The sequence below is a fragment of the Psychromonas sp. CNPT3 genome (assembly GCF_000153405.2).
GTDB lineage: Bacteria > Pseudomonadota > Gammaproteobacteria > Enterobacterales > Psychromonadaceae > Psychromonas.
This window is the reverse complement of record NC_020802.1, coordinates 796,785-821,121: the sequence shown is the minus strand read 5'-3', so window position 1 is coordinate 821,121 and position 24,337 is coordinate 796,785. Positions and strand designations below refer to the sequence as shown.

Sequence of the window (24,337 nt, the reverse complement as noted above, 5' to 3'; positions counted from 1 at the left end):
GAATACACGTATAATGTATAAAATACCCCTATTAATCTGTAACGGCAAAACTATTATGAATAAAAAAATTGAAAGTATAAATGATGAAGAGATCAGTAAATCACAAATAAAACGCGATGCGGATGCTCTAAAACTCATCGGTCATGAACTGATTGCCTTAAATAAAAAACAACTGGCTCAAATTCCAGCTAGTGAGTTGCTGTTTCATTCCATTGCCGTTGCCCATAAAATTAGCACTAAACATGAAGCACTGCGTCGCCAGATACAATTTATTGGTAAAGTATTGCGCCATGAAGACACTGACGCTATTAGCACTACACTAGATCGACTAAAAAACAAACATCAACAACTGACGCACGCTATGTTGCGTTTAGAAGCATTACGAGATGAACTCATTGAGCAAGGTGATCCAAAAATCAATGACTTACTCGATAAGTTCCCTTCTCTTGAGCGTCAAAAAATACGCCAATTCGTGCGTCTAATCAATAAAGAGAAAAAAGCAGAAAAGCCAGCTAAAGCGGCCAAAGCGGCCAAAGATTTGTTTATGTATTTAAAACCTATTTGTTTATAAAAAATACAGTCCCATAAAAAAAGGAGGCAATGCCTCCTTTTTTTTATGCTTGATCCAAAGCGCCCTTACACAAAAACGCTCTTAAATAGAAAATTGTGTTAATGATTTTTTTAATTGTTGAGCAATCATCGCCAGCTCTTTACTTGCTTTAGTGGTCAACTCAGCGCCTGTCGATGTTTTATCCGACATTGCACTTACCTGTACAATGTTTGTATTTATCTCCTCGCTTACGAGACCTTGTTGCTCAGCTGCGCGCGTCACTTGTTCACACATTACCGTTATTTCTGCAATTGAAGATGATATCAATTCAAACGCTTCACCCGACTTTTTAACTGCCACCACGGTACGCTCTGTTTGCTTTTGACTTTTATGCATAATATCAACGGCGCCTTCACTGCCCTTTTGTAATTGATCAATCATGCTTTGTATTTCTTTAGCCGAATCTTGCGTTCGTTGTGCAAGCGTGCGCACTTCATCAGCTACAACCGCAAAACCTCGACCATGCTCGCCAGCACGCGCAGATTCAATGGCTGCATTTAATGCCAACAAATTGGTTTGCTCTGCAATACTGGTGATCACGTCCATGACTTTATTAATACCATCACTTTGTTTTTGCAATAAACCTACCGTTTCAGTAGCCGTGCTGATATGTGCAACAAGACTATCGATTTCAGTGATTGCCTCGCCAATAATAACTTGCCCTGCAGCCGTGTTCTTATTCGCATCTTGAGCATGTTTTGCGGTTGTTCCAATACTTTCTGCAACGTCATTCACCGATGAGTTCATTTGATCCATCGCCGTCGCAATACGATCTGTTTCAGAGCGCTGCTGATTGATTATTTTTGAGGTTTCTTCAGTGAGATCTTGCATACCGGTAGAAGAGCGAGAAAGATCGCCGGTGATCCCAGATATTTCATTGATCATCGACAGCAATTTATTCTTCATACCACTCATTCCATGCAATAACTGCCCAATTTCATCTTTACTTGTAATGTTGATATTTTCTCGTAAATCTCCTGACGATATCGTGATGGCAGTGCGAATACCTTTTAAAATGAATTGGCTTAAAATATGACTGACAAATAATGCAATAAAAATACAAATTACGCCAAAGATAGCCAATGTTTTTAATGCATTTTGTTCATATTCTTGCGCCTTAGTTGCGCTTTCCTTCGTAAATTTCTGAACATTGCCTAACAAATCTTCGACTTCATGCTCTAACGCTATTTCTTCTTTTACTATTTGTTTCGACTTCAATAATGCACGAGAAACATGCCCCTCTTGAAATAAAAGAAAAGTGTCTTGTGCATGCTCATCATAGCTTTTATGGGCAACTTTAATATGCTCAAGAGATTTTAAAATTGACTTAAACTTAGATTTTTCTGTCGAACCTTCGCTTGAAGAAGCATACAAACTCAGCGCATGTTTGGCTTGTTTAGTGGCTAAATCTAATAGATTTTCTATTTTTTTTGTTTTTTCCATAAATACCGTCATTACGGTGTCTAGCTCTTTTTTTGCATTTTGATTAGTGCGCACCAAAGGGCCGTTATGCAAGCCTCGTTCAAATAATAACGCTTGCTCAAGTTGCCTAATGGTAATGCTAGAAAGTTGCTGGGATAGAGGAATATCCTCTTCAACTATAATGGTCAATTTATTACCGATAGTATTTAACGACAAACTAGCATAAACAAAGCTTAACAATAAGAATGCTAGCATCAAAAAGGAGTAACCTTGCAACTTAAACTTTAAAGGTAAATCTCTAAAAAATTGTATCATGCTCTCTCACCCTATATTTAATTTAGCCATTAAGTGTAGGATCGTTTTTATAAGTAGAATATTTTTTTTCCTATTGTGAGCTTGCGCGCACAAAATAAAATTCACTACACTTTAAGTTGCCTACGCGGGATGATAATAGTCGTTTTACAAAAAAACAGCTTACGCAAGCCATTGTTGATGTAGTTTTTCACTGTCCCCTAGATAATCTAATAGCCATGCGACCGCGGGTGTTAAACATTCATTTTTCCAAGCCAAGCAACAAGGACTTTCTTTGGGCACATCCAAAAGATCTTTTTTGATTAATTTCCCCGATGCTATCAATATTCGCGACCGATGCGTCGGCATGATGCCGACGCCTAAACCTGCCATGAAGCATTGCTCAGCGCTGTGCCAATTTGGGACAACTAAGCGCCTTTGATTGTCTAATAACCAAGTGGTACGTTTGGGTAATTTTCGCGAACTATCATCAAGGCATATACAAGGGTATTTGATTAAATCACTTTCTTTTAGTTTCCCTTCTTTTAGAGCAAGGGGATGATCTGGCGCTATCACAAAGTCCCATAATAACGAGCCCATCGCGCGATACGATATATTACCGCCAATGGGTACTACTGCCGTAGCGCCAATCGCAATATCAGCACGTCCATCCGCTAACGCATCCCAAACGCCATTAAACACTTCCATGGTAAGCAGTAACTCTACATCTGGAAATTGTTCGTAAAAATCAGCCACCAATTTATTAACACTGTCTTCGTGCACAACATTATCCAACGCAATAGATACACTGCTCTGCCAACCATTTGCAACACGCTGCGTTTGAAATTTAATATCATCCATCTGTTTTAATAATAAACGCGCTTGCTCAACAAAATAAATCCCTGCAGGCGTTAGTGCTACTTTTCTGTGCGAACGTTTAAATAAACTCACCGATAATTTATGTTCAACCCATTTAACACGATAACTGATTGCACTTGGCACTTTATGCAGCTCTAAAGCTGCGTTAGCAAAGCTACCGAGACGCGCCACCGCGTCAATAACCAACAGATCTTGATAGGAAAACATACGAATCAAATTTTTTGATGAAAGGGGTGAAAATATACCGTTTCACAAGCCTATATAGCAAGCATAAACTGTGAAATGTCTTAAAATAAAATTAATAAGAGAATAAAATGCACAATAAAAATAAAGCGATCCCTTATATCTGGCTATCAGGTTTAAGTATGCTCGGTTTTTTAGCAACCGACATGTACCTTCCTGCGTTTGATGTGATCCGTCAAGATTTAGGCACCAGCCAACAAATGATAGGCTGGTCATTAACTATTTTCCTTTTTGGTATGGCTGGCGGACAGCTTGTTTATGGTCCTCTTACCCAACGTTTTGGAAAAAAATTAGTTCTTTCTGCCAGTTTACTTATTTTTAGTATCGGCAGTATTATGTGTGCACTTTCAACGCAAATTGAAGGGCTTCTCTTCGGCCGTTTAATACAAGCACTTGGCGCTTGTGGATCAACTATTATTTGGCAGTCGTATGTTATGGAAAAATACGATGCGAAAACATCACAGCGTATTTTTGCAACCATCATGCCTTTAGTTGCATTGTCTCCGGCTCTTGCCCCTCTTTTAGGCGCAGTACTTGAAGCACATCTCGGTTGGCAAACCATTTTCTATGCATTGATCTTAATTGGTTCAATGTTAATGTTGCGCGCTAATTTAATTGATTTTAGTACGCCACAACAAGAAAACATGGCCGATGCACAGAGCGTTCCAAAACTCGGCGTTATTGCACAATACATCGAAATTTTAAAATCAAAAAAATTCACCGGTAACATGCTTATTTATGCAACCTGCTCAGCTGCTTTTTTTGCATGGTTAACGGGATCTCCTTTTGCAATGACAGCAATGGGCTATTCAGGTACCGATATTGGTTTTAGCTACCTTCCACAAACAGCTGCCTTTATTATCGGTGGCTATACTTGTCGCACACTGTTAAATAAATATGCATCTCAGCAAATTTTACCGTGGTTATTAAAGCTCTTTATTCTGAGTGTGATCGTCATGTTTGTTGTGGCAACTCAATTTACAACTGATAGCATTATCCCGCTACTTATCCCAATGTGCTTTATGGCAATGGCTAACGGCGCAATTTACCCTATTGTTGCTAATAAAGCGCTTTCAGAGTTTAGTAATAATAGTGCATCGGCTGCAGGCTTAATGAATTTCTTACAAATGATGTTCTGCGTTATTGCGAGTGGTATTGTTTCAGCGTTAAGCGAATATGGCGTCGTTGCGATGACAGCTGTGATGCTTGCACAAGCAGTGCTTGTCGTTATAGGTTATGGTTTTATTGCAAAATCTAATAAAGCAGAAATGCTAGAAGTTGCAAAAGCGAGCTAGTCTTAATTACATTGGCGTAGTATTTACTGCGTCAATGATCTTCCTCTAAATGACGCATTCGATATAAATACACTCGCTAATATACGGCTAAAAACAACGCTAAAAGACGGAAAAAACAAGGCATTAACAGAGTATAATTTATCTAAATAATCCCCACTTACACTTCCAGAAACAAAACCTAAAATAAGAATAAAATACAATTTAACACGTTTTTTATCGCTTCTTTCTTCCGTAAATATCAGCCAAAATGGGAAGTGTCATTACTTTCAGCCGGAGTACATAATCGCAGACAAAGATCTAAAATATCACCTATGATCGCATGACTATTATGACCACATTTCATCAATCAAATAATAAATATTTCAATAATTAATATATCAGTTTGGTCCTGCGATATTGGACGCAACATTTCCCCGAGCTACTTATACCCGTTTTATCCATACGATGTATTACCTCATGTTAAATATAATACGCAGTAGCACAAATAACAAAAGTCCTTAAAATCACGAAAATAGATAAAACGCGCCATTTGGGTGCGCGTAAACGCTATGAATGAATAATGTCACTGCTCAGTGCTTTCCATTATAAATCTATTAATACTTTAACGAATTTTCATCGATATGGTGTTACCTTAACTCGCACTAATCTTTAATATATGTATTTTTGACAAATAAAAAAGACCTATGTGATATTATAATTAGAAAATAAACCTTGTTCATAATCAATGGCAAATAAACTCATGAGTTAACCTCGCACTAACGTTTTGACTAACAACTCCTTTACTCCCTTTCTTTACAAAGAAAATTACGATGAAAAGAGCAATATGAAAACTATTTTTAAACCCAAATTATATACCTTATTAAAAAATGGAATTAGCAAAGAACAAGTTTTATCAGATATCTTTGCAGGTATTATTGTCGGTATTGTGGCCCTTCCTTTATCCATCGCATTTGCTGTCGCGAGTGGCGTCTCTCCGGAGAGGGGGATAATAACGGCTATTGTGGCAGGTCTTGTCATTGCAATATTTGGTGGGAGTAGAGTGCAAATTGGGGGACCTACCGGCGCTTTTATTATTATAGTTTTTGGGATAGTTCAAGAATATGGAATAGATGGGCTTATGATGTCAACTATTTTAGCCGGAATTATTCTCATAATATTTGGTTTTTTAAAGTTAGGATCTTTACTAAAATATTTTCCTCACCCTTTAATTGTTGGATTTACGAGTGGAATTGCGTTAGTTATTTTATCAACACAAATTAAAGATGCTTTAGGTTTAAATATAGAACATCTTCCCTCTTCATTTATTGATAAATGTATTTTGTACTTTAACAACATAACAAGCCTTAATATTTATGCTTTAATTACGACACTTATCACTATCTTTATCATTATTTGTTCAAAATATTTAACAAAAAAAATACCAGGTTCTTTTATTGCTATTATCCTTGTTACTTCTGTCGTTGTATTTTTTGATATCCCCATTAATAATATTGAAACGTTTTTTGGTGATATCCATAGTGAGATTTCATTTGCAATACCAAATTTAGATTTTGCAAATATTACTCATTATTTTGCCCCTGCATTAATTATTGCCATTCTTGGTGGTATTGAGTCACTACTATCAGCCGTTGTTGCAGATGGTATGATAGGTGGAAATCATCGTTCAAATACAGAACTTATTGCTCAAGGTATGGCAAATATTATTACTCCTTTTTTTGGTGGTATTCCCGCAACAGGTGCAATCGCCCGAACAGCAACAAATGTTAAAAATGGGGGAAGAACGCCTATCGCGGGAATAACTCACGCAATCGTTTTATTTCTAATAATGATGTTTTTTGCTGACTTAGCAAAATTAATTCCGATGCCTTGTTTAGCCGGAATATTAATTGTAATTGCATATAACATGAGTGAATGGAGATCATTTGTTTCCATCATTAAAACGTCTAAATTTGATGCTATTGTTTTATTAAGTACCTTTTTGCTTACCGTATTAGTGGACTTAACCGTTGCTATTGAAATTGGAATAGTATTATCCTCATTATTATTTATGAAAAGAATGGCGGATATTAATACAAACATTCAAATAGAGGATGATGACATTGATACTCTTGAAGAGTATAGAAATCTACCAGAAGAAATCGGAACATATGAAATTGCAGGACCACTCTTTTTTGCCTGTGCAAAATCATATACAGAAACAATTAAAAGTATTGCAAATAATAATAAAATATTAATAATAAGAATGAGATATGTTCCTTTTATTGATTCTACTGGACTAAATAACCTTGAAGAAACTATCAAATTTTTACATGATGATGGGATTGTTGTTATTTTATCCGGAACCATAGATTCTGTTTATGAAGATTTGAGAAAAAAAGGAATTGTTACTTTACTTGGAAACAATAATATCTTTAAACTATTTCCTAAAGCATTAACACAGGCAAGAATAATTAATGAAACAATTAATGAAACAATTAAAGGGGCAGATTCAACGTTGACGTTGAATCTGCAGCGCTAAAGAAAACTGTGCAACGGTGCCAGTGAGGTGTGGCACCGCCTGATGACTAAAGCCCAATAAACCAACTGCATTTATACTTCCAGCGAGAAAAGTAGAATAATGCAGTCCGTTTTATCTGTTTAAATATCTATTTGATGTTGTATTAGTTTGTTCCACCTACCGTTATTTGATCAATTTTCAATGCAGGTTGACCCACTCCAACAGGGATACTTTGACCTTCTTTACCACAAACACCGACCCCCGCGTCAAGGCACATATTATTGGCAACCATTGATATTTGTTGCATGGTTTCAAATCCATTACCAATTAAAGTTGCCCCCTTAATAGGTGTGGTTATTTTTCCATTTTCTATTAAATAAGCCTCTGAGGCAGAAAACACAAACTTTCCTGAGGTAATATCAACTTGTCCGCCACTAAAATTAGGCATATAAATACCTTTTTCTACGCTCGCTATTAATTCTTCTTGGTCATATTTACCATTGAGCATAAATGTATTGGTCATGCGAGGAAGCGGTAAATGTGCATATGACTCCCTACGGGCATTGCCCGTAGGCTCAACACCCATTAAGCGCGCGTTTAATTTATCTTGCATGTAACCTTTTAAAATGCCCTTTTCAATAAGTACATTACGCTGCGCAGGCGTCCCTTCATCATCAATATTAATGGATCCTCTGCAATTTTTTAAGGTGCCATCATCGATAATAGTACAATGCTCTGATGCTACTTTTTCACCAATTTTTCCCGCATAAACGGAGGCGCCTTTGCGGTTAAAGTCGCCCTCTAAACCATGGCCAACTGCTTCATGTAATAATATACCCGGCCAGCCAGCACCTAAAATAACAGGCATCATTCCGGCCGGTGAGACCTTGGCATCAATGTTTGTTAAAGCTTGATGCACCGCAGCTTTTGCATAACCAAATGCGCGAGACTCACCTTCAACGTTTTCGCTGAAATAAGTCAAATCAAAACGACCACCACCGCCAGCACTGCCATGCTCTCTTTTACCATTTTTGTTTACTAATACAGAGACACTAAAGCGCACTAAAGGGCGTATATCAGCGCCTAATGTGCCATCACTCGCTGCAATTAAAACCTCTTCATAAATAGAGTTTAAAGAAATTGTCACATCACAAACAGCCGGATCTAAAGCACGCGTAAAAACATCAACCTCTTTAAGTAAGGTTATTTTCGCCTCTTGAGCCATGCTATTTAACGGGTTAGATATTCCATAAACGAGAGGTTTTTGCTGTGGAAAAATTAATTTAACTTGTTTATCTTGGCCACTTTTAACAATACTACGGGCTGCGTTTGATGCATCTATAATGGCTTTTTCTGTTATTTGATCTGCATAAGCAAACCCTGTTTTTTCGCCACATACCGCGCGGATCCCAACCCCTTTGTCGATGTTATAACTGCCGTTTTTAACGATGCCATCTTCAAGTAGCCAAGATTCATGGCAACTTGATTGAAAATAAAGATCTGCATAATCTATTTTTGCTGAGCATAAGTGACTCAATCGTTTTTCTAAATCTTCAATCGATAATTGTGCAGGCGTAAGAAAAGAAGCACAAACTTGCTCAAAAGACATATTTTTTCCTTTATTTAAGTAGCGATAGATATTTTATATCACATCTATCACCCACTATATTTATATTAATTTTCATTGATAATACCAAAGGAACTAAAAAGGTTACCCGTCTTGCTTGTTGAAATTATCCCTACCTGCGTTATGAGTTTTGAAGTGAGAACAACTATCTCCTACAACTCACGCCTTGCTAGTGTTAATTTTTCCTGCGCAATACATGAAAACTTAATTAATTCCTTTGCTATAAGCTGAGTATACTCAACACCTAAATAGATCTAAAACAATTTATCTGGCTAATATTGTCACCTAAAAAACACCTCAGTGTCTTCTTAACGATAGTTTTTCGTCTGTATAAAGGATAAACCCACAGCATAGGTGCAGGTTATACATTAAAGAGATACCGCCATCGAATATAACAAAAAATGGCATTAAACAGCGTAAGAGAGATAACTCATCATATGCCCTTTAAACAATTAAAGCGCATATTTTCAAGCGCCTTATCACTCACCTTAAACGAGGTTCCTTCTCAGTATTATTTTTTAGACTCTTGGTTTTTCTGCGTACCCTTTTCTTTTTGTCTCTCTATATTTTGTAACTGAATCGCTTCTAAAGCCGCACTATTTTGTAATTTAACCTTGCCTTTTTGGCGTGAGAGAATACTCACCACAGGATCATTAAGCGCACCTTTGACTGAAAAATCAATACGCACAATAGCATCCACCACAGGCTCTAATATTTTAGTCAGTAATAACACAGCGGCTCCCGTTAAGGGATTGATGGCAAAAGCGGTCAACAAGGGTAAACTCGAGGTGACAGCCGGACTATAACTTAAATGATAATTGGTATCAAAATTAGGCAGGTCAATTAAACCACCTCCCGTCAGCTTTCCCGCTGAGCCGTTTAAGTAAAAATCATCATTTTTTATAATGCCATTGGTGATGGTGGCGCTTAAATTCATATCGTCAAAACTAAAGCCTTTCGCAAAAACATCTCCGAATTCCATATTTAAAGAACGCCTGATACCATCTAAGCTTAATATACTTAATAAACGCGCCCCTTTGTCGCTCACTTTCGTTATAGACCCATCGTTAAAATCAGCTCTAAAATCCCCGTTTAATGTCTTAAGGTTAAACTGCCATGGAGCGCCTATCCAGTTAAGCGATCCCTCTAATAACGCATCATTAGCCACCAAAGGACTGCTAAAACCAAAACGTTTGACTAAATCACCTTCTCTATTAGCAGTGCTTTTTATGCTCAGTGTCGTTTTATGTCTATCCCAAACACCTGATATTTTTGTTATTTCTTGGCCTTTACCAATATCCATTTTATTAATATTAAGTAGGTTTTTAGTCGGATATATATGTAGCGATAAAGGTGAAAGATCGATTTGTTTATAACGGCAGTCGAGACACTGAACAAATAATTCTGGATAATCAGTAATAAAATTACCACTCGTAGTGCCAGACTGATAAGTAGAGAGATCAAGTGATTGTAAATTCAACTTATCCAATACAACATCAATTCGTGCGGGCAATCCATCTCTGTACTCTAATTTTCCCTGTAAATCATTCGAAAATATATTTGCATACCAAACATCTTGCCCTGCGGTCATTTTTTTGAAAGCCTGTATATTTAATGCAAATAAAGGTTGTTCAAAAAGGCTAATACGTTTTATTTTAGCGCTTATTTTCTTGATGTTAACTAACGATTCATTCTTCTTTTTTGCGAAAAGTTGTGGGAGATCAACCTTAAGTTGTCGCCAATAATTAAACCAAGGCGTTAACACAATATTATCAAATTGCAGATGCACAGCCTGTTGGTTTTTCACTAATAGCGGAATATCTTTTTGGCCTAGGTTTAATTGTAAATAGGTTATTTTGGGCGTTTTATTGGTATAATTTAAAGCGCCATATAACGCCAATTTATGCTTGATTTTGAATACTATATTAGATTCCTGTTGATCCCCAGCAAGAGCCACCGATACAGGCCAAGATTGTAATGCATTTTTATGATACGGTGCTGGCAATAAAATGCGGACACCTTGCGTCTCTGACTTTAGGTTTACCTGATAATCATAGCCACTATTATAGGCATAAGAAAAGTTAACATCACCTTGCCACTCTATCTCTCCAGAGGCTTTTAATACAGGTAGCCAGGATGTTTTTTCCGATAACCTATCAAGGCTCCAGCTCCCACCTAAGTCCGCTTTTACATCGTAATGCGTTGCACTTTGAGTACTTGAAAAAGCAAGTTGTAACGCTTCATTATATAAAGTGGCTTCTATATTACTTGCCTGCAGCTCTGCATCTACAAAACTAAATTCGCCATTTACATGGCGTAAAGGGATATTAAGATCTGAACCGAATACAAAATCGATATCATTATCTTTTAATTGCACCACCCCTTCGATTCTCGTTTTATGTTTTTCCCGCGAGAAAGGGATACTTATTTTTAATTGACCCGAGACCTCTTTTTGTACATTAATAATATCTAACGCTTTGCCAACTGTTGATTTTAAAGGGGATATATTTAAGTAGTTATGTATTTTTTTAGCGTCATCACGAATATCGGCCAAAATAATTAAAGAGCCCTTCGGCGACAACGTATCCACATAACCGCTTAGTTTTCTTATCGAAAGATCCCCTAATGATGCTCGTTTAGCGGTCATTGTTAATGACGCATTTTCAAAAAACAAATCCAGATCAAGATCTGTCAGCCCTGGCCATTTTCCATAAAAATCATATTGTGCATCACGAACAGGTACCCAAGCTTGAAATATTCCCTCTTTTTTCCTAAAGGGATAGGCAGATAATGCCCCGTACCAAAGTATTTTCGCACCTTGTACGTGGCCTTTTTTAAGAGTGGGGGCAAGGTAATTAAAGACCCCTTCTCCAATGGCTTTAATGGGGTAATAATATTGCACTTTACTGGCATCATTGAGCGAGGCATAACTGTACAAACTTAAAAAAACCTGTTGGTTATGCGCTTTTTTATTGGGGATAAATAAAGAAAATTCACTCTTTGATTCGATGTCTGTTGTATTTAATACAATGTTATCACTAAATAACTTTAACCCTTTGGGGGTTTGTTGCCAGTATACATCGATAAGTCCCGATGTAATGGGCATCGCGCGACTAAATAAACCATCAAAGTAAACCTTTTGAGTCGGCAATTGAATGCTTAATAAACCGTTATCAACATCACCAGATAACGAAATTTCAGCATTACTTAATCCTGGGATAGCGCCTTTGGCTTTGTTTTTAAATGCACTTAAATGCACGAAAAACTGTCGCTTTTCAGATGCTTTCTTTTGCAACTTAAATTCATCTAAATTGGCATCTAATGCGATGTCTTTAAGTTTTAGTGCTTGCTCTTTTGCTGGGGGATTAAACAGTAAGTAAAAAGGCAATGCTTTTGCGAGCGTCACTCCTTTGACCTGCATTGCTACGTTGCTATTATCGCCAGTACCACTAAAGCTTAACGTACTATCTGCATTGTTATTTTGTTTTATTTGTACATCATAACTATCAAAGCGCCAGCCTTGACGCGAATTTGTTAATTGTAAATAGCCCGAGTTTAATTGCCAATCTTGTGTTTGAGAAAACTGTTGCCAACTTAACTGGCTAGGACGTAGGCGTACTTGTAGCGATTCTAGTCTTTTATCCGAAAAACTCAGCCAAGCTTGAAAGCCAATACGCGCATCGAGCAATGTTGCACTCGGGTCGATTTTCCCAGACAAATAGTTATTAATATTTAAGTTATTAGCTGCCACATATAATTCACCCTGTAGATCCTTTTCAGTATTTTCAACTTCACCACTTAAATTAAGTACAAACTGCAAAGCATCTTCATTCGGTGCATCTGACGTCTTTGCGCGTCCGACACCTTGGTGTAGTTTTCCTGAATTAACCCAGCGAAGCTCTTCAATAAAAACTGTTTTCTTAACCCCAAAATGATCATAAAAATGTAAGCGACTATTACTAATAGAAAAACGTTTTAATTGATTTAAAAAAATATTTTCTAGGGTACGCACCGTTAATGAAGGTTTATCGGCAGGATCAGTATCGCTAATATTACTTTTTAACGTTAAATCTGCTCCCTGGAGAGAGATGCGATTAAAATTAAGACGACGCTCAAAAATAGAATCCCAAAAATTCAAATGTAAAAAGAGGTGATCTAATTTAAGTGTAAAGGGGAGCCCTTTGGAATTGGGTAATTGTAACTGATTAAGGGTGACAACGAGACCTGAAAAATCAACACTAGCAGAAATATCTTCGACACTAAATTTTACGCTGTATTCCTCAACAAGCCAACTTGCAACTTGTTCTTTATAATCACCGACACTGACAAAAAAAATGCGAGCAGTGGTTAACAATGCTGCAAAAATAAACAGTTTTACAGCAATTAAAACGGAAAAACGCTTAAACCATTTTAGAGTGAAATGTTTCAAAGTTACATCATGACCACATCAAACTGCTCTTGACCGTAAAGTGGCTCGGCATAAATAGTCACCTCTTTAGACATAAATAAGATAAGTTCACCCAAACTATGAGATTCATCACCACGCAGTGCATCTGCTACTGCAGGTGAGGTATAAACAGCAAAGTGTTCAGCATCATAAGCACGGTTAACACGCAATATTTCACGCAAAACTTCATAACATACCGTTTCAACCGTTTTCACATAGCCACGACCATTGCATTGCTCACATGGGCTACAAAAAATATGCTCAAGACTTTCTTGAGTGCGCTTACGCGTCATTTCGATTAAACCAAGGGGTGAAAAATCATTAATATGTGTTTTAACGCGATCTTTACTCAACGCCAGCTCTAAGCTTGTAAAAACACGACGCTTATGATCATTCGACTGCATATCAATAAAATCAAGAATAATGATCCCGCCTAAATTACGTAACCTTAGTTGACGCGCTATCGCTTGCGTTGCTTCAATATTGGTATTAAAAATAGTTTCTTCTAAATTACGGTGGCCAACAAAAGCGCCGGTATTAATATCGACAGTGGTCATCGCCTCGGTTTGATCAATGATCAAATAGCCACCTGATTTCAGTTCTACTTTTCGCTCTAATGCACGTTGCACTTCATTTTCTGCATCAAATAGGTCGAAAATAGGACTTTCACCCGAATAATATTCAATTTTATCTTCAAGCTCAGGCACAAACTCATGAGTAAACTTTTGTAGTTCAGTAAATTTTAATTTTGAATCGATACGCACTCTGTCGATTTCTGTGCCAACAAAGTCGCGTAAAATACGAAAAGCTAACCCTAAATCTTGATACAGTAATTTGTTTTTAGATTTAAAGCGGGCACGACGTTTAAGTACTTTTGCCCATACGCGTTGTAAAAATGCAGCATCATGTGTTAATTCATTTTCTGGCGCGCCTTCGGCTGCAGTGCGGATAATAAACCCACCTAATTCATTGATACAGGTTTGAGTAATCGCTTTTAATCTATCGCGTTCAGAGGAACTTGCAATGCGCTGTGAAACACCCACATGTGAACTACCAGGCATAAAAACAAGGTATCGAGAAGGGACGGTAATATCGGTTGTTAGCCGAGCACCTTTCGTGCCGAGTGGATCTTTAACCACTTGCACCATTATATCTTGACCTTGGCGCACTAATTCAGAAATATCAGCAACTTTAAATTTAACTTTTTCCGTTTGTGCAACACATTCTGTGTGTGGCACGATATCTGACGCGTGTAAAAAGGCTGCTTTTTCTAAACCGATATCCACAAAAGCTGCTTGCATTCCTGGTAGAACGCGACAGACTTTACCTTTATATACATTGCCAACAATGCCTTTAGTACCTTGTCGTTCAATATGTAGTTCTTGTAATACGCCACCTTCTATCAATGCCACACGCGTCTCTGTAGGCGTAATATTCATTAATAATTCAACCGACATGATGCGCTCCTATTAAAAATTCTTTAATTAATTGATCTGTTTCATATAAAGGTAAGCCAACAACCGCGCTGTAACTCCCACTTATATGTGTCACAAATTTACTTGCAAAGCCTTGAATAGCATAACCTCCCGCTTTATCTTGAGGCTCTCCACTTTGCCAATAATCTGTAATTTCTTGTGTCGTTAAGATTTTAAAGGTGACCGCCGTTTTAACAACAACAGAGGATCCTTTTTTGCCATCATATAAGGCAACAGCTGTAAATACATGGTGCGTTTTAGCGGATAATCTCTGCATCATTTGCAAAGCATGTTGCTGGTTTTGGGGCTTTTCAAGCACTTCGCCATCAATAACCACAATGGTATCGGCGCCCAACACTATCTGCTGCTTATCACTATTCATAAAGCCTGCTTGCGCTTTTTGTGTGGCTAAGCGTAATACGTAATCTTCTGCGAGTTCACCGCTATTTTGGCACTCTTCTATATCGGCTTTAACGCAACAAAAAGACACGTTGATTTGTTGCAGAAGTTCGGCGCGACGAGGTGAACGAGAGGCTAAATATATCATGATCAAAGTACCTTAAAGCGAATACGCACCATTCGTAAAAAAAGAAAAAACCAAGGCCAAATAAGCATCGATGAAAAAATAGACCAAAAATAACTTTTATGTAATAAGATATCTTGCTGAGTCGATGCTATCCAATACAATGACAACTTAATACATAACGCGGCAATACCAATCAATAGCGTTGTTTGTACCAGTGTAAAATAACGAATTCGTTGAAAATCAACGCAAACAAAATATGCGAGTAACGAAAAGAGTAACGCATGCATGCCTAACATTGAGCCTAATAGAATATCCAATATTAGGCCAATAAAAAAAGCATGTACAATACCGATACGTTGCGGCGTAGCGAGTACCCAATAAAAAATAATTAAAATCATCCAATCCGGACGAAAAGCATTTAAAAAGATGGGCAAAGGAAATATGGCACACAACAAAGCCACGAAAAATGTAATATATATAATACTATAGTGGCGCATTCTCTTTTATTGCCTCTTTCTCTAGTGTCGTTTTGTCTCGTTTTGCCTGATCTTTATCAGAATTGTGCCACAATAATAATAAATAGTGACTTTGTCCTAACTTGGTAACAGGCGTCGCTTCAACATCCGCATAGGCTGCCCCTTTTGTATATTTAAAGTGGCTAATGGTTGCCACCGGATAGCCTTCAGGAAAACGACCGCCAAGGCCTGATGTCACTAATAAGTCACCCTCTTTTAAATCAGCATTACTAGGGATAAAAGGCACATCTAATTTATTCCAAGAGCCACTTCCGTGCACAACGGCGACTAAATCATTACGTTGCACTCGAACCGGAATACCATGACTTGCATCGACCAAAAGAAGCACGCGACTCGTTAAACTACCCACCTCTGAAATTTGCCCAACCACACCGACATCATTAATCACAGGTTGCCCTAAATACACTCCATCGAGTGCACCTTTATTAATTAATAATTGATAACGAAAAGGATCAGATCGCAAGCTCATCACTTCTGCAAGCATACGTTTACTGGTAAAATCACGATGTGAGTTGAGTAACTTACGTATTTTTTTATTTTCAAGCTGCAACTGAGAAAGTAATAATCGGTCTGCGGTGAGCAATGTATTTTCTTTTTCAAGGCGTAGGTTACGCACTTTTAATTCTTCGCGCGTTACTACTAATTTTGAAAAAGAGGAGACGAATGATTGAGGAATATCCGCAACATACTGAATAGGGCTAACAAGAGAATTAAGGTACAACCGAGAGGATGCAAATAAGTTATATCTACTTTCTGCAACAAGCAAAATAAGCGATATGACAATGATAACGATGAGTCTTAATAAGTACGAAGGTCCGCGCGAGAAAATAAGTTTCATGGTTACCGAAAAAATAATAAAAAGAAAAAGAAAAAGAAAATGGCAATAGCTTAACTATTGCCATTTTTATCAATCAGTTTGAAATAAATCACTACCGTAGGTATCAATCATTTCTAAGGCCATACCGCCCCCACGAGCCACACATGTTAATGGATCATCTGCAACAATAACGGGAATACCTGACTCTTCAGATAGTAGGCGATCTATTTCACAAAGAAGCGCTCCCCCACCCGTTAAGATCATGCCTTGTTCAGCAATATCCGCAGCCAATTCTGGTGGCGTTTTTTCTAAAGCCAGCATCACAGCTGAAACAATACCACTTAATGGCTCTTGGATTGCTTCTAAGATTTCATTACTGTTTAACGTAAAGCTACGCGGAACGCCTTCTGCAACATTAACGCCACGTACTTCAATTTCTTTAACTTCATTAATCGGATAAGCAATCGCGATACTTTTCTTAATACGCTCAGCCGTCATTTCTCCAATAATACAACCATAATTACGACGCACATAACTAATAATTGCTTCATCAAATTTATCACCGCCAACGCGAACTGAAGACGCGTAAACAACACCATTTAATGAAATAACTGCCACTTCGGTAGTACCACCACCTATATCAACGACCATTGAACCTTTCGCTTCAGAAACAGGCATGCCTGCACCAATAGCAGCAGCCATAGGCTCGTCAATTAAAAATACTTCGCGTGCGCCCGCACCTTGTGCAGATTCACGAATAGCACGACGTTCAACTTGTGTAGAGCCACATGGCACACAAACTAAAACACGTGGGCTAGGACGTAAAAAACTATTGTTGTGCACTTGCTTGATAAAATGCTGTAACATTTTTTCAGTAATATAAAAATCAGCAATCACCCCATCTTTCATCGGACGAATTGCTTGAATGTTACCGGGCGTTTTCCCGAGCATTTGCTTCGCCGCATGGCCAACTGCAGCCACACTTTTTCCAGCTCCATTTTTATCTAAGCGGATAGCGACAACAGAGGGTTCATCAAGAACAATCCCCTGGTTTTTAACATAAATAAGTGTATTTGCTGTTCCTAAATCAATCGATAGATCGTTAGAAAACATACCTCGAAACATTTTAAACATGAACGATTTCCAAAAGAGCGTAAATTAAGGACTGTACTGTACCAATCCCCTCATATTTCAGCAAGAAAAGAAAGTAAATAGCGTATGAGATCGTTGTTTTTGTCTCATTTTTTACGTTTAAATGCATAATTAACCAACAATGACAAAAATATTATTAATAAATCACCACTGTTTTTCTAAGCAAAGGGCCGATTATAAAATCAAAAAATTCAGTAATGAGAAAAACAACCCAATATAAAAACCTTATATTAATAAAACCTAAAGTAATGTCGCCCTTAATAACTTAAATAATATCATTGAGAATAAAAAATGCCGTGCCGTTACAGATACAACATTAGAAAATTAATTTTTATTTATAAGTACTCGCTAGGGTAACGGTAAAAGCGTAGCCATTACTAATAGTTATCCCTCATCATCGCACACAAAAAAAGTGTTTTTGCTATCACCCTAAATGGCTCACAGTGCGCTTATCTTGGTTGTTATATATTTTGGAGGAGGTTTTATAAAGCATCCATAAAGATGTTTGATAAGGTATAAGGGCTCTAAACGTAACCATTGTTGAGAGTTATTCCCTTTTCTTTGATTTTCGAGCGAAGAGATGTTTTCGCTATCTGATCGAGAGCACCGAAATAACATTATCTTTTGTGGCGGTGTTAGATATGTGTTGTTATTAAAGCATCAATGTAAAATAACACGACTTACATGTATGCCGATAAGATAAGCCCACGAACATGCTGATTTTGAAGCAGCATGTCAGGGGAGATATCAACCCGCAAACACGTGACCCTCAGGATATTTTAACAATGTTGGCTTAGGTCTGGCCAACATATATGCCAATGTTAAAGGCCCTATTCGGCCAATGATCATCACCACTATCATGATAACTTTACCCGGCTCTGAAAGTTGCGCCGTTAATCCCGACGTCAACCCTACCGTTGCAAACGCTGAAATAGTCTCAAACATAACCATCGACATAGGCGCATCTTCGCTGATCATCAGCGCAAACATGGCGCCAATAAGCACCATAAAGCTCACCACAATAATGGCTAAACATTTTGTAACCGTTGACCAGGGGACCGAACGTTTTAAAATAACGACTTTATCGTTTTGCCTTAAAAAAGACCACGTTGATATCATCGCTACGACAAAAGTAGATACTTTTATCCCGCCTCCCGTTGAGGTTGAACCGGCTCCAATCATCATTAACACCATCAAAACCAACAATGCGGGATGCGTTAAATTTTCCACCGAAATACTATTAAAACCCGCGGTACGCGCTGTTGCAGATTGAAAAAACGCAGCCAACCACTGCTCGCCTGTACTGAGTATACCGAGGGTACTCATATTATCTTTTTCTAAAAACCAGAACAGAAGCGTGCCCACTAAAAGTAAACAAGGCGTCGCAATAAGCATGATTTTAGAATGTAGCTGTAAATGATTAAAACCACGCAGTCGATTACCGTGTAGATCTGATATCACCGTAAAACCGAGGCCCCCTAAAATAAATAGGCCTGCTATCGTAAAGTTCACAGTAGGATCACCGACAAAACTCGTCATACTGTCGCTAAACAATGAAAAACCCGCATTATTAAAAGCAGAAACCGCATGAAATAAAGCGCTGAACACCCCCTCTCGCCAGCCCAAAACAGGGACAAATCGAAAGGATAAAAAGATCATGCCGATCAGCTCAGCGACGCAGGCAAAAACAATAATATGTTTTACTAAACGGCGTAAATTAACGGAATTATTTTGCCCTAAGGCTTCTTTGGTTATCGATTGCTGACGTAAACTAATACGTAATCCAAACATATACAATAAAATAGCCGACAACGTCATTTGACCCAGCCCGCCAATTTGCATCAGTAGCATTAATAAGATTTTACCAGACACACTAAAATGCGACCCTGTATCTACAACGCCTAGTCCCGTCACACTAATTGCAGACGTTGCCGTAAATAAAGCGTCAATAAAACTCAGTCCAGACACGGAAAAAAAAGGAGTGGTTAATAAAAGAGCAAAGGGCAATAAAATGGCTAAAAAACTAACTAAAATAACCCGAGGCTCAGACCAGCGTTTTTTACCTTTTTTATTTTTTAAATGTAAAACGCCACTTTTCTTATATAAAACACTCATAAATTATTCAATTGCTCTTTAATTTTACTTTCTTGGCCTGCAATGATCAAAATATCTCCCACTTCAAGCTTGGTATCGCGATCTGGGTGGTTATACAGAGTAGCGCCACGTTTATACGCTAAAATAGACGTTTCATCACAGACGCCACAGGGATGTTCATGCAGAGGAGAACCAAAATATTCACAACTTACCACCACCTCAGTAATAGCAAGCCCACTGCCAAGAGACAGATAATCAAAAACGCGCTGATCAAGCATATTACGCGCAATACGGATCCCCATGTCACGCTCTGGACTGATAATTTTATCTGCGCCTATCTTTTTTAATATTTTTGCGTGATATTTGTTTTTCGCTTTAACCCATACAGCTTTGGCACCACATTCTTTGAGCACCAAGGTGGTTAATATACTGACGTTTATGTCATCACCAATGGCGACCATCACAATATCGTAATCTTCTAATTTTAACTCAGCAACGCTTTCTTCATCACCACAATCAGCAACCACGGCATGACTTACAAATTCAGCGGCTTTTTTTACAAAGCTCTCTACAATATCGATAGCCAATACTTGTGCGCCTTGATCTGCTAACTCTTGACAAAGCGCCATACCAAAACGTCCTAAACCGATCACCGCAAACTGTTTGTTATGTAGATTCTTTTTCATTACGTTTACTCTTTACATTAAATTTACAAAGGCATTAGACAACGAAGAGCCCTGCAATTGCAAGGCTCTTTTTATGTTTTATATATGTTTATCACTTAATATTTTTGTCTTTATTTCACATTTAATAACAACTTACACTGCTAAATTTATTGAAAAAATCAGGAAACGTTTTAGAGGTGCACTGAGGATCATTGATGCTCACGCCCGTTTTAGCCAAAGCCACTAACGAAAAACACATGGCAATACGATGGTCATCATAAGTATCAATACAAGCATCTTTAAATACTTTTGGTGGCGTAATACTGATGTAGTCCTTACCTTCGACAACCTCTGCGCCCACTTTACGCAACTCTTTGGCCATGGCATATAATCGGTCTGTTTCCTTCACCCGCCAATTATAAATGTTACGAATGTGCGTGGTGCCTTTTGCAAAGAGAGCCACCATCGCAAGCGTCATTGCTGCATCAGGGATATGATTAAAGTCCATATCAATCGCTTTTAACGGCCCTTTACTCGCTTTAATATAATCATCGCCCCACTCTATCTTGGCGCCCATCGCTTGCAGCGCATCAGCAAAAGCAATGTCGCCTTGAATGGATTTTTTACCGACCCCTGTCACTGTAATAGAGCCACCCGCAATCGCGCCGGCAGCTAAAAAATAAGAGGCAGAAGAAGCGTCGCCCTCAACTAAATAGTCGCCAGGCGCCGTATAGGTTTGCTTACCTTTAACGATGAAGGTTTGATAGTTATCATGCTCAACCTCAACACCAAAGTCTTTCATGATTTTCAACGTAATTTTTATGTAAGGCTTAGACACTAATTCGCCGATAATTTCGATACGAGTATCCGCACTTGCCATTGGCGCTGACATTAAAAAAGCCGTTAAAAATTGACTCGAGACACTGCCGTCTATTTTTATATTGCCACCTTTAAGACCTTGGCCTTGAATGCGCAGTGGCGGATAATTTTCAGTTCCTAAATAACTGACTTTGGCGCCCGCATCTCTTAAGGCATCAACGAGAGAGCCAATAGGTCGCTCAAACATGCGCGCTTCACCCGTTAAGACATAATCGCCTTGGCCTAAACATAATGCTGCACAAAGGGGGCGCATGGCAGTGCCCGCATTGCCTAAAAAGAGTGTTAACTCACCCATTTCTTGGGTATTAAATGCACGCCCAAGACCGATTATCGTACATTGTGTTTTTTGCGCAGATAAACTTACCTTAACCCCTAACTTTTGTAGCGCACTGAGCATATGCGCGACATCATCACTATCAAGTAGGTTGGTTAAATGCGTCGTACCTTTACTTAAGGCTGCCAGTAATAAGGCGCGATTAGACAGGCTTTTTGAGCCAGGAAGGTTGATTTCACCCTGCACTTTACGGATGGGTTGCAGACGCAGTTGTTGCATAGTTTGACTCTCTTATTTTAAGACGTGCGTTAATGCACCTTTAAAGCGCTGATTTTGTGTTTCTGTACCAATGCTAACGCGTAAATGATTTTTTAATCCATATGGACCCAAAGGTCGTACTATCACCCCTTCTTTTAATAATGCCTGATACACATCATCTGCAGAGCGTTGTACATCTACCATAATAAAATTGCCTTCCGAGGCAATAAAATCAAGAGAGCTACGTTTAAAGTAGTCACTTAAATTTTTCATTCCGGCATTATTTAATGCGACTGTTTGTTGTAAATAAGCGCGATCATTTAAGGCGATAAAGGCAGCTTTAAGCGCCAATGCATTACAATTAAAAGGCTGGCGAATACGGTTTAATATTTCGGCTATCGATGAATTTGATAAACTATAACCGATGCGAAGCCCCGCTAAGCCATAAGCTTTAGAAAAGGTGCGCAGCACAATCAAATTAGGAAACTCAACTATCCACGCACTACTGTCTTCGGCATGCTCTACATTCACATACTCAAAGTAAGCTTCATCTAGCACTACTAAAACGTGTGTAGGTACGCGTGAAATGAATGTTTTTAAGGCATCAGGCTTTAAAAAGGTTCCCGTAGGATTATTCGGATTTGCAATAAAGACAAGTTTAGTGCGAGGCGTAATAGCATCTAACATTGCCTCTAAATCATGCCCGTATTCACGCGCAGGTACCACGACGGCGCGCGCCCCAATCGATTGAGTCAGCAAACCGTAAACAACAAAAGAATACTGCGCAAAGATAACTTCATCAGATGCGCAGACAAAAGCATGGGTCAACATTTCTAATAAATCATTAGAGCCATTACCCAAGGTAACTTGCGCAGCTTTTAATGCGTATTTATCCGCTAACGCTTGTTTTAAATAATGGCCATTAGCATCCGGATAAAGTGAAAGCTCATCGATACATTCAATTAAGCCTTTTTTAACAGCAATACTTACGCCTAATGGATTCTCATTAGAGGCTAATTTAACAATATCCGTAATGCCCATTTCACGTGCAAGTTCATCACTGGGTTTACCTGGCTGATAAGGGTGTAATTTTTGCACCCCCACATTGGCTAACTTTAAAAAATCAGTACTCATGAAAATCCTCTATTATCCCCTATCATGCAGGCTATTATCTATATATTATCTTTTTCAAAATCAGCCATAAACTTAACCAAAGCTTGTACGCCAGCAAGAGGCATGGCGTTATAAACGCTCGCACGCATTCCACCTACCGATTTATGCCCTTTTAGGGTTAATAAACCCGCCGCTTTTGACGCACTTAAAAAAGCACTGTTTAAACTTTCGTCCACCAGCGTAAAAGGAATATTCATACGGCTACGTACCGATTTATCAATATTATTTTCATAAAAGTTACTGCTGTCGATAAACGAGTAAAGTAGCGACGCTTTCTCTATATTTCTTTTTTCTACCTCAACTAAACCGCCTTGTGCTTTTAACCATTTAAAAACAAGGCCCGCTAAATACCAAGAATAAGTAGGTGGCGTATTGTACATTGAATTAGATTTGGCCTGTATTTCATAATCAAAAATAGAGGGAATAGCGCGCCTTGCGTGACCAATTAAATCCTCACGAACAATCACAATCGCTAATCCTGCAGGGCCTATATTTTTTTGCGCGCCTGCATAAATAAGACCAAATTTTGAAACGTCTATCGGACGCGATAAAATCGTTGAACTCATATCAGCAACTAAAGGCACAACACCGGTTTCTGGAATTTCAAAAATTTCAATACCATCTACGGTTTCATTAGGGCAATAATGTACATAAGCAGCGCCCGCATTAATCGGCCACTGCGCACACGGTAAGACACTGGTTTTACCTTGCTCGGTGATGGTGATTATATTTGTATCGGTAATACGTGCATATTTTTTAGCTTCAAGCGTCGCAGATTTTGACCACTGCCCCGTTAGTAAGTAGTCGGCTTCTAACTTATCACCTAATAAATTAAAAGGAATAGCTGAAAACTGCCCCCGTCCACCACCATGACAAAAAAGGACTTTATAATTATCAGGAATATCCATTAAATCGCGAAGATCTTGCTCCGCCTCACTGGCCATTGCCATATATTCAGGACTACGATGACTCATTTCCATCACCGAAACACCATTGTCTTGCCAATTACAAAATTCCTTTTGGGCTTGTAACATAACATCATGAGGCAACATTGCAGGGCCGGCACAAAAATTAAATATGTTATTCATGGTATCGCTTGTCCTTGTTTATAAAATCAAAAATCCAGAGGGCTGTCTTATCCTACAAGCCTAAAATAAAATAAGCGACTTATGTCGCT

General features: G+C 38.3%; 17 protein-coding genes. 3 read left to right on the top strand and 14 right to left on the bottom strand.

Translation table 11 applies throughout. The annotated features are described in order from the left end of the window. The first annotated feature begins 55 nt into the window (after nucleotides 1-55). The gene (gene yjgA, locus PCNPT3_RS03585) at nucleotides 56-571 is read left to right on the top strand and encodes a ribosome biogenesis factor YjgA (RefSeq protein ID WP_041771386.1); all 516 of its coding nucleotides are present in this window, start codon (nucleotides 56-58) and stop codon (nucleotides 569-571) included. 81 nt (nucleotides 572-652) lie between these two features. Here the strand turns inward: yjgA and PCNPT3_RS03580 are convergent, their stop codons facing one another. Both PCNPT3_RS03580 and punR read right to left on the bottom strand, forming a co-directional pair. Beyond that, complete coding sequence (locus PCNPT3_RS03580; protein ID WP_015464505.1) at nucleotides 653-2,347, bottom strand: methyl-accepting chemotaxis protein; 1,695 nt, start codon at nucleotides 2,345-2,347, stop codon at nucleotides 653-655. Between the two features lie 159 nt (nucleotides 2,348-2,506). Then, nucleotides 2,507-3,409 carry a DNA-binding transcriptional activator PunR gene (gene punR, locus PCNPT3_RS03575; protein ID WP_015464504.1) on the bottom strand — a complete coding sequence of 301 codons (903 nt, stop codon included), beginning with the start codon at nucleotides 3,407-3,409 and terminating at the stop codon, nucleotides 2,507-2,509. Between the two features lie 107 nt (nucleotides 3,410-3,516). On the opposite strand from punR, the gene punC reads away from it, so the two are divergent. Both punC and PCNPT3_RS03565 read left to right on the top strand, forming a co-directional pair. Further along, nucleotides 3,517-4,740 carry a purine nucleoside transporter PunC gene (gene punC, locus PCNPT3_RS03570; protein WP_015464503.1) on the top strand — a complete coding sequence of 408 codons (1,224 nt, stop codon included), beginning with the start codon at nucleotides 3,517-3,519 and terminating at the stop codon, nucleotides 4,738-4,740. 823 nt (nucleotides 4,741-5,563) lie between these two features. Next, on the top strand, nucleotides 5,564-7,258 hold the full coding sequence (locus PCNPT3_RS03565; RefSeq protein WP_015464502.1) for a SulP family inorganic anion transporter: 1,695 nt from the start codon (nucleotides 5,564-5,566) through the stop codon (nucleotides 7,256-7,258). Nucleotides 7,259-7,400: 142 nt separating this feature from the next. Here the strand turns inward: PCNPT3_RS03565 and tldD are convergent, their stop codons facing one another. The 12 genes from tldD to serC form a co-directional block, all read right to left on the bottom strand. Beyond that, nucleotides 7,401-8,846 carry a metalloprotease TldD gene (gene tldD / locus PCNPT3_RS03560; RefSeq protein ID WP_015464501.1) on the bottom strand — a complete coding sequence of 482 codons (1,446 nt, stop codon included), beginning with the start codon at nucleotides 8,844-8,846 and terminating at the stop codon, nucleotides 7,401-7,403. A gap of 529 nt (nucleotides 8,847-9,375) precedes the next feature. Next, nucleotides 9,376-13,293, bottom strand: coding sequence for a YhdP family protein (locus tag PCNPT3_RS03555; protein WP_015464500.1), 3,918 nt, complete (start codon nucleotides 13,291-13,293; stop codon nucleotides 9,376-9,378). Between the two features lie 2 nt (nucleotides 13,294-13,295). Further along, nucleotides 13,296-14,768: a ribonuclease G gene (rng, locus tag PCNPT3_RS03550; protein WP_015464499.1), complete on the bottom strand. Its 1,473-nt coding sequence runs from the start codon at nucleotides 14,766-14,768 to the stop codon at nucleotides 13,296-13,298. Beyond that, nucleotides 14,758-15,333, bottom strand: a complete 576-nt coding sequence (locus PCNPT3_RS03545) for a Maf family protein (RefSeq protein WP_015464498.1) — start codon at nucleotides 15,331-15,333, stop codon at nucleotides 14,758-14,760. The genes rng and PCNPT3_RS03545 overlap by 11 nt, the downstream gene beginning before the upstream one ends. A 2-nt stretch (nucleotides 15,334-15,335) precedes the next feature. Next, complete coding sequence (mreD, locus tag PCNPT3_RS03540) at nucleotides 15,336-15,809, bottom strand: rod shape-determining protein MreD (protein WP_015464497.1); 474 nt, start codon at nucleotides 15,807-15,809, stop codon at nucleotides 15,336-15,338. Further along, on the bottom strand, nucleotides 15,796-16,686 hold the full coding sequence (mreC, locus tag PCNPT3_RS03535; RefSeq protein WP_015464496.1) for a rod shape-determining protein MreC: 891 nt from the start codon (nucleotides 16,684-16,686) through the stop codon (nucleotides 15,796-15,798). The genes mreD and mreC overlap by 14 nt, the downstream gene beginning before the upstream one ends. A gap of 69 nt (nucleotides 16,687-16,755) precedes the next feature. Then, nucleotides 16,756-17,799, bottom strand: a complete 1,044-nt coding sequence (locus tag PCNPT3_RS03530; RefSeq protein ID WP_015464495.1) for a rod shape-determining protein — start codon at nucleotides 17,797-17,799, stop codon at nucleotides 16,756-16,758. A gap of 765 nt (nucleotides 17,800-18,564) precedes the next feature. Then, nucleotides 18,565-19,932, bottom strand: a complete 1,368-nt coding sequence (locus tag PCNPT3_RS03525) for a TrkH family potassium uptake protein (protein ID WP_015464494.1) — start codon at nucleotides 19,930-19,932, stop codon at nucleotides 18,565-18,567. Then, nucleotides 19,929-20,597 (bottom strand): potassium channel family protein, encoded by a 669-nt coding sequence (locus PCNPT3_RS03520; RefSeq protein WP_015464493.1) that lies wholly within the window; start codon nucleotides 20,595-20,597, stop codon nucleotides 19,929-19,931. Before PCNPT3_RS03520 ends, PCNPT3_RS03525 begins: the two co-directional genes overlap by 4 nt. A 121-nt stretch (nucleotides 20,598-20,718) precedes the next feature. Next, nucleotides 20,719-22,008 carry a 3-phosphoshikimate 1-carboxyvinyltransferase gene (aroA, locus tag PCNPT3_RS03515; protein ID WP_015464492.1) on the bottom strand — a complete coding sequence of 430 codons (1,290 nt, stop codon included), beginning with the start codon at nucleotides 22,006-22,008 and terminating at the stop codon, nucleotides 20,719-20,721. Between the two features lie 12 nt (nucleotides 22,009-22,020). Continuing rightward, the gene (gene hisC / locus PCNPT3_RS03510; RefSeq protein WP_015464491.1) at nucleotides 22,021-23,121 is read right to left on the bottom strand and encodes a histidinol-phosphate transaminase; all 1,101 of its coding nucleotides are present in this window, start codon (nucleotides 23,119-23,121) and stop codon (nucleotides 22,021-22,023) included. Between the two features lie 38 nt (nucleotides 23,122-23,159). Next, nucleotides 23,160-24,248 carry a 3-phosphoserine/phosphohydroxythreonine transaminase gene (gene serC, locus PCNPT3_RS03505; RefSeq protein ID WP_015464490.1) on the bottom strand — a complete coding sequence of 363 codons (1,089 nt, stop codon included), beginning with the start codon at nucleotides 24,246-24,248 and terminating at the stop codon, nucleotides 23,160-23,162. Nucleotides 24,249-24,337: the final 89 nt, after the last annotated feature.

Coding starts and splice junctions, on each gene's coding strand:
- PCNPT3_RS03545 (WP_015464498.1), bottom strand. CDS start 15,333: ATGATATATTTAGCCTCTCGTTCACCTCGTCGCGCCGAACTTCTGCAA.
- serC (WP_015464490.1), bottom strand. CDS start 24,248: ATGAATAACATATTTAATTTTTGTGCCGGCCCTGCAATGTTGCCTCAT.
- punR (WP_015464504.1), bottom strand. CDS start 3,409: ATGTTTTCCTATCAAGATCTGTTGGTTATTGACGCGGTGGCGCGTCTC.
- yjgA (WP_041771386.1), top strand. CDS start 56: ATGAATAAAAAAATTGAAAGTATAAATGATGAAGAGATCAGTAAATCA.
- hisC (WP_015464491.1), bottom strand. CDS start 23,121: ATGAGTACTGATTTTTTAAAGTTAGCCAATGTGGGGGTGCAAAAATTA.
- aroA (WP_015464492.1), bottom strand. CDS start 22,008: ATGCAACAACTGCGTCTGCAACCCATCCGTAAAGTGCAGGGTGAAATC.
- PCNPT3_RS03530 (WP_015464495.1), bottom strand. CDS start 17,799: ATGTTTAAAATGTTTCGAGGTATGTTTTCTAACGATCTATCGATTGAT.
- PCNPT3_RS03580 (WP_015464505.1), bottom strand. CDS start 2,347: ATGATACAATTTTTTAGAGATTTACCTTTAAAGTTTAAGTTGCAAGGT.
- mreD (WP_015464497.1), bottom strand. CDS start 15,809: ATGCGCCACTATAGTATTATATATATTACATTTTTCGTGGCTTTGTTG.
- mreC (WP_015464496.1), bottom strand. CDS start 16,686: ATGAAACTTATTTTCTCGCGCGGACCTTCGTACTTATTAAGACTCATC.
- tldD (WP_015464501.1), bottom strand. CDS start 8,846: ATGTCTTTTGAGCAAGTTTGTGCTTCTTTTCTTACGCCTGCACAATTA.
- rng (WP_015464499.1), bottom strand. CDS start 14,768: ATGTCGGTTGAATTATTAATGAATATTACGCCTACAGAGACGCGTGTG.
- PCNPT3_RS03525 (WP_015464494.1), bottom strand. CDS start 19,932: ATGAGTGTTTTATATAAGAAAAGTGGCGTTTTACATTTAAAAAATAAA.
- punC (WP_015464503.1), top strand. CDS start 3,517: ATGCACAATAAAAATAAAGCGATCCCTTATATCTGGCTATCAGGTTTA.
- PCNPT3_RS03565 (WP_015464502.1), top strand. CDS start 5,564: ATGAAAACTATTTTTAAACCCAAATTATATACCTTATTAAAAAATGGA.
- PCNPT3_RS03520 (WP_015464493.1), bottom strand. CDS start 20,597: ATGAAAAAGAATCTACATAACAAACAGTTTGCGGTGATCGGTTTAGGA.